6 protein-coding genes are annotated in these 6,593 nt (G+C 61.6%); all 6 read right to left on the bottom strand.

All coding sequences use genetic code 11. The features are described 5' to 3' along the window. Positions 1-161 precede the first annotated feature (161 nt). The 6 genes from astA to AC1RPZ_RS14695 all read right to left on the bottom strand — a co-directional run bounded on the left by astA (position 162) and on the right by AC1RPZ_RS14695 (position 6,591). A complete protein-coding gene (gene astA, locus AC1RPZ_RS14720; RefSeq protein WP_493137762.1) occupies positions 162-1,196 on the bottom strand; it encodes an arginine N-succinyltransferase in 1,035 nt (344 codons plus the stop codon). Positions 1,197-1,221: 25 nt separating this feature from the next. Beyond that, positions 1,222-2,238, bottom strand: a complete 1,017-nt coding sequence (locus AC1RPZ_RS14715; RefSeq protein ID WP_493137761.1) for an arginine N-succinyltransferase — start codon at positions 2,236-2,238, stop codon at positions 1,222-1,224. 131 nt (positions 2,239-2,369) lie between these two features. Continuing rightward, a complete protein-coding gene (locus AC1RPZ_RS14710) occupies positions 2,370-3,719 on the bottom strand; it encodes an APC family permease (RefSeq protein ID WP_493137760.1) in 1,350 nt (449 codons plus the stop codon). Between the two features lie 142 nt (positions 3,720-3,861). Further along, positions 3,862-4,614 (bottom strand): N-formylglutamate amidohydrolase, encoded by a 753-nt coding sequence (locus AC1RPZ_RS14705; protein WP_493137759.1) that lies wholly within the window; start codon positions 4,612-4,614, stop codon positions 3,862-3,864. Next, positions 4,598-5,950 (bottom strand): glutamine synthetase family protein, encoded by a 1,353-nt coding sequence (locus AC1RPZ_RS14700; RefSeq protein WP_493137758.1) that lies wholly within the window; start codon positions 5,948-5,950, stop codon positions 4,598-4,600. The genes AC1RPZ_RS14705 and AC1RPZ_RS14700 overlap by 17 nt, the downstream gene beginning before the upstream one ends. Further along, a complete protein-coding gene (locus AC1RPZ_RS14695; RefSeq protein WP_493137757.1) occupies positions 5,947-6,591 on the bottom strand; it encodes a cysteine hydrolase family protein in 645 nt (214 codons plus the stop codon). The genes AC1RPZ_RS14700 and AC1RPZ_RS14695 overlap by 4 nt, the downstream gene beginning before the upstream one ends. Positions 6,592-6,593 lie beyond the last annotated feature (2 nt).

Raw genomic sequence — 6,593 nt, 5'->3', positions numbered from 1 at the left:
TCAAAGACCCGTTTTCCAGTAGACCGTAAGGCTGCTCCGCTTAAGTGAACAGCATTACGCCACTGAGCGGGCTTTTTGCTTGTTTGCTTTTGATAGGTCCTGCGGCGAGCGGGATTGCTACACGGTCCGTGCAGGCACATCCATGGCGGATGTTTGGCACATCAGGCGGCAACCGCCTGCTGCTGTTGCTTGAGCAACGGCACGGCACGCACCGAGTTGCCCGGTTGCAATTGCAGGCGCTTGGCGGTCAGGCGATCGACCAGCAAGCTGTTGCCGACCAGTCGGGCGCGGGCAGCGGTGATGCGGCAGTTTTCCAGGCGCTGGTTATGGATCAGCCAGAGCGGTGCCTTGTCGTCGGGTGTGCCGACCACCAGGGCCAGCGACTGGCTGTTGTGCACGGCACGGATCTTCGAAACCTGGGCTTCGATTACCGGACCGCCATCGAAAATGTCGATGTAACCCTTGTGGGAAAAGCCTTCGCTGCAGAGGATTCTGCGCGCCGGTTCGGCATTCTGGTGGGCCTTGCCGATCACCGCCTGAGCTTGCTCGGTGAGCAGGCAGGTGTACAACGGTTGGCGTGGCATCAGTTCAGCGACGAACGACTTGTTGCCGAGCCCGGACAGGTGATCGGCGTGGCTGAAATCCATTTTGAAAAAATGCCGGCCCAGGCTGTCCCAGAACGGCGAGCACCCTTGCTCGTCGGCGCAACCGCGTAGCTCGGCGATGAGTTTTTCGCCAAACAACTGCGGGAATTCGGCGACAAACAGCAATCGCGCGACCGACAGCAATCGGCCGTTATGGCCCTGGCGTTGATCCGGGCTCAGGAACAACGAGCCAATTTCCGATTGGCCGGTCATCTCATTGTTGAGAAACAAGGTCTGGAGCTGTCGCTGGATCCCCAGGATCGCCGAGGTATTGACCGTCAACCCGACGCGGTAGTTGTACCAGGGCTCACGCAGCCCGACGGCACCCGCCAGGGCGCTGACGCCGATCACTTGCTGATCGTCGTCTTCGAGCACGAACAGGTAGTCAGCGTCGGCCCGTTCAACCTGTCCGGCAAAGGTCCGCTGGGCCCAGCGTACGCGAAGGGTCAGACGTTCCTCGTTGGCTGGCAGCGTGGTGAACCCCGGGCCGGCGCGGCGTGCCAGCGCCAGCAGCGCGGGCAGGTCGGTCATTTGAACCGGGCGCACGATCATGATGGAGCTCCTTGGAAGATCTGCTTCATAGCGCGATCAGCCGAACCGGGCTGCCGTTGTTCAGTTGCAAGGCGTCGAGCTGGGTGGCGCTGAGCATGACGGGCTCGTCTGCGCTCCAGTCCAGTTCGGCGACAATCGCCCGGTAGTTTTCCAATGCGTCACTGCTTAGCAAGTACGGCGTCTTGCCGCCACTGTGTGAACTCAAGTGCGCAACGGCGGTGCGGGTCCGCGCGATTGAGCGAATCCTCGGGGTGCGCGCAAACAGCGTTGGCCCACCGTCGAAGAGGTCGATGTAACTGTTGGTCTCGAAGCCTTCACGCTCAAGAATATCGAAGGCTTCCTGGCCATCCGGGTGAATCCGGCCAATGCACGCCTGAGCGTCATTGGGCAGCATCGGCACGTAGATCGGGTAGTGCGGCATCAACTCGGCGAGAAAGCTCCGGTTCTGCAAGCCGCAGAGGCGTTCGGCCTCGACATAGGGCAGGTCGAAAAAGTGCTTGCCCAGGGCATCCCAGAACGGCGATTCACCTGCGTCGCTGCTGTAACCGACGATTTCGGTGATCACCGCGTCGGAAAAGCGATGAGGGTGGGCGGCGATGAACATCAGCCGGGCCCGTGAAAGCAATTCCGAGGTCGGCGTGTGCTCAAGCTCGGTGTCGATGTGGAAACCACGCAGCAAGGTGTGGGCACTGAGGTCCTGGCATAGCGACAGCGCGGGTACCCCATGCTGGATGTTCAGCTCGCGGGATTCACTGGGGAACGGGCGGTTGCGCAGGCTGTAGAAGGGTTCATTGAAACCGGCGGTCGCGAGGACTTCCGAACAGCCCAGCAGCCGTTGGCTGGCCAGATCCTCCAGCACGAAGAAATAGTTCTCCGGGCCATGGCTCTGCACCTCGCTGGCAAACGAAGCGCAGGAGCCGAGAATCTTCTGGCGCAGGCACTCGGTGTCGTCCGGCAATGAAGTGACGCCCACCAGGCTGTCGCGCGCAAGTTGCTGCAACTGCGGCAGGTCGGATAACTGAACCGGTCGTAAGGCCAGCATGGATATACTCCTGTATCAAAGGGCCTGATGCCGGGCATCAGGCTTGACTATCACTGTCGGTTTCCACGCGTTACGACGGCGGCCGGCTAATCTCTGTCAGCGACCGCTCGACCTTTCAAACACTGGCCTTTTCAACTGTTGGAGGGGTCCGGCAACACCGTGCTGGCGCCGATTCGGTTAAGGAAAAACAGGTAGACCAGACCCGCCGCAATCCAGATGCCGCCGAGCTTCTGCGCATCGACGCCCATGTTGTACATGATCGCGCTGACAATGATGAAGCCGATCACCGGGCAGACCAGATGGCGAATCACCTGGCCGGACTTCTGCCGACGCCAGTAGTAGTTGATCACTGTCAGGTGCAGCAGCATGAAGCCGCTCAGGGCACCGAAGTTGACCAATGAAGTCAGGGTGTCCACCGAGTTGATGAACAGGTAGCAGATCACCAGCGACAGCACCGCCACCAGGTAAATACTGACGTGCGGGGTGTTGTGTCTGGGGTGTACCTTGGCCAGCACTTTGGGCAGTTTGCCGTCGCGTGCCATGCCGAACAGCAAGCGCGATACCGCCGCTTGCGAGGTGATCGCCACCGCCACGCCCCAGGCCAATGCCGTGGCCACACCGGTGACGGTCGCCAGCCAGCTGCCAGCAGCGATTTCGGCGATTTCATAGAATGCAGTATCGGCAGACTTGAAGCCCATGCCGGCGGCCAGGTCCGTGGCGATCCAGGTTTGCACGACGAAAATCACCCCCATCACCACCAATGTGATCAACGCGGCTTTGCCAACGCTGCGACCGGGATCGCCCTTGATCTCTTCGGCCAGGGTTGAAATGGCGTCGAAGCCAAGGAACGACAACACGGCAATCGACACTGCCTGCATCAGCAACGCGAAGTTGAAGTGCTCAGGGTTGTACAACGGCGCCAGGGTCAGCTGGCCGTTACCGGCGCCACCGTGCAAGGCGGTCCAGGCGTAAAACAGGAAGATCCCCAGCACCACCAATTGCGCCAGCAGAAAGATGATATTCATCCGTGCGGTAAAGGTGATTCCCCGCAGGTTGACGAAGGTCGCGCTGACCAGGAAGGCGAGGATGAAACCGACCTTGGGAATGTCCGGGTACAGGTGATTCAACGCCATCGCCGCATACACGTAGAGCAGAGGCGGGATCAGCAGGTAGTCGAGCAGCATCAGCCAGCCAGCGATAAAGCCGACGTGCGGGTTCAGCCCGCGTTGTGCGTAGGAGTAGACCGAGCCGGCAATCGGAAAGGCTCGCGCCATGCTGCCGTAACTCAATGCCGTGAACAGCATCGCTACCATGCCAATGATGTAAGCCAGCGGCACCATGCCGGGCGCTTCCTGGTTCACGTAGCCATACACCCCGAAGGGTGCGATGGGGATCATGAAAATCATCCCGTAAACCACCAGATCGGTCAGCGACAGGCTACGTTTCAACTCTTGCTTGTAGCCGAATTCTTCTATTTCCATGAAGCAGTTCTCCTTGTTATCCCTGACGGCAATGTGTTTGAACCTGGCAGGTCAAAACACCCTACAGCGTTTGTTATCGTTGTTTTACCGGTACAACCATTCCTTTTTTTCAGCTTGAAACCGTTCGTTTCAGGCGGCGGTTCTACAGCAGCGGCGCCAGATAATCGCTCCAGGTCTGGACCGCCAGCCGGTTGCGCAACAGGTCGTTGCGCACCTCGATCAGCACCGCGTCGAGACCACGGGCGTCGCCGTGAACCGGCACCGTCATGTCTCCCGCCGGATTGATTGTGTAGGGCTGATTGCCGGCGACCCGCAGCGGATGCCAGGCCAATCCGTCGATCAGTCGCTTTGCATAATCCTCGGCCCGCGCATACAGCACGCCGGCTTCCAGCGCTCGGGGCTGGCCGTAGTAGATCGGTGTGAAACTGTGGATGCCCACCACACGCACCGCTCGGCCTTTGGCCAGACGTGTATCGATCAGTTCGCCAAGGCGCGTGTGAAATGGCTGGAACAGACACTGGCGACGATATTCGCGAGTCGCTTCGTCGAGGTGCTGATTGCCGGGGATCTGGTAGATCTCGCTCTTGGCCGGGATGCTGTCCGGGGCCAGCAACGGTCGGTTGAGGTCGATCAGCAGGCGTGAGTAGTTGCCCGCCAGCAGGGTCGCTCCGAGCGCTTTTGACAGGCTCTCGGCCAGAGCCAGCGCGCCGATGTCCCAGGCAATGTGCTCGTGCGCTGCCTCGCGGCTCAGACCCAGGTCGTTCAAGGCCGGCGGGATGTAGCGGCTGGCATGTTCACAGACCAGAATCAGCGGGTGCTCGGACGCTTCCCGGCTCAGGCTGTACGCCGGCTCGGTGTAGAGCCCGAACTCAGCGGGCTCAGTAGAGGCGCGCATAGTGCTCACACAGTTCGGCGGGCGACAGGTGTTGGGTCAAGGTCAGTTCCTCGGTTTTGACGGCGAAGTAGGTGTCGAGCAAGGCGCGCGGCAAGGCTTCCAGCAAGGCCTCGCTGCCCCGCAAGTGGTTCAGGGCCTGAGCGAGTGACGCGGGCAGGGCGACGATGCCGCGGCGCTGGCGTTGTTCCTCATTCAGCGAATCCGGGATTTCATCGGTGATTGCGTTTAACGCCAGGCGCTGCTCGATGCCCAGTCGGCCGGCAATCAGCACGGCGGCCATCGCCAGATGAGGTGAGGCCGTGGCGTCCATGGCACGGAATTCGAGGTTGTATTGCGCGGCCTCGGATTTGCCGCCGAGGCTCACGGTCGGGCAGATCCGCAGCGAGGCTTCACGGTTGCGTTGACCCAGGCACGCGTACGACGCGCTCCAGTGATGCGGTTGCAGGCGCTCATAGGAATTCGGCGTCGGCGCCGTCAACGCGCAGAGTGCCGGCAGGTAGTGCAGCACGCCTGCGGACCAGTGCTGACCGAGGGTCGACAGGCCGTTGGCGGTCCCAGCGTCATACAGCACCGGATGGCCGGACAGGTCGTGCAGGCTCAGGTGCAGGTGTACGCCGTTGCACACCGCGTGCTCGGAAGTCTTGGGCGCAAAGCTCAGGTTCAGGCCCATTTGCCGGGCGATCTCGCGCGTGATCTCGCGCACGTTGACCGCCCGGTCGGCCGCTGCGACACCCTGGGTCGGCCGGCAGGTGATTTCGTATTGGTGTTTGCCGTATTCGGGCAGGAACATTTCCGGCTCGACCCCACCGGCGCGCAATGCGCTGAGCAGCCAGCCGCCAAACGCCGCGCCCTGACGCTGGGCCTCTAGCGAAAACGCCAGATGTACGGCCTGGGCGCTGTCGGTGGTGAGGTTGAATTCGTGCTCGAAGGCTGCGGTGATCTGTAGCCCCAGTTCATCGTGGTAACGCTGCACTTCGTTGCGCAACAGCGTCCGCGGGCAGGCAGCCCATGGGCGGCCATCGGTTTCGCAAATGTCGCCATGGATAAAGTCCAGGGCCGGCGCATTGGCATCGGGACCGTTGCTGACCGTCACGCGGCTGGCCAGATCGGGGATCAGCCGCAAGTCGCCGTAGGCACCCCACGGGTTGCTGGAGGCGATGATGTCTTGCGGGGTCAGCGCGCTGTTGGCCGGGACCCAGCCGCAGCCGGCGGCCTGATAGTGTTCCAGTTCATCAGTGGGAAACGAACGGCCACGGGTTACACCGATCAGGTCCGTGGTGACGATGGTGGTCATTGCCACGGGCGTCAGGGGCTCACCGCTGTGGGTGCGACTCATGCTTGCAACGCCTGCAAACGGTCGAGCACGGTCTGGGTGTCGGTGATCCAGCAATAGCCCTTGATCGCGTTCAGGCACGCCTGATGGCGTTGCTCGGTGTAGGTCGCGCAGGCGTCTTCGACCAACGTCACCAGATAACCGCGGTCGGCTGCATCGCGCACGGCCATGTCGACGCACTGGTCGGTGACGATGCCGGCGATAATCAGATGACGGGTTTGCAGGTTGCGCAGCACGTAGTCGATGTGGGTTGAGTTGAAGACCCCGGAGGAGGTCTTGGGCAAGACGATTTCGTTCTCGACCGGTGTCAGCTCTTCTATGATCGCGGCTTGCCGGCTGCCTTTTGGCAGGTGCATGTCTGACAGCTTGTGGTCCAGCGAGCGATCGCGACCGTCGGCGGTCAGGCTTTCGATGATCGTGTGCAGGACGTTCTGCCCGGCCGCGCGCATGGCGCTCAATAGCCTGCGCTGGTTGGGAATCACCTGGTGGCGGGTGCGGTTGAGGAAGTACGCGGCGTCAGGCTCTTGCAGGTGCGGGTCGAACTGTGGTTCAAGCCAGGCGCGTTGCATGTCCACCAGCAACAGCGCGGTGTGGTCGGCGGCAAACGGCAGGTCGCGGGGCGAGCGATGGGGGAGCATAAACATCC

It is taken from the genome of Pseudomonas sp. GW822-FHT02D10 (assembly GCF_058802345.1).
The sequence above is the reverse complement of the archived record's forward strand: the minus strand, read 5'-3'. Positions and strand labels throughout refer to the sequence as shown.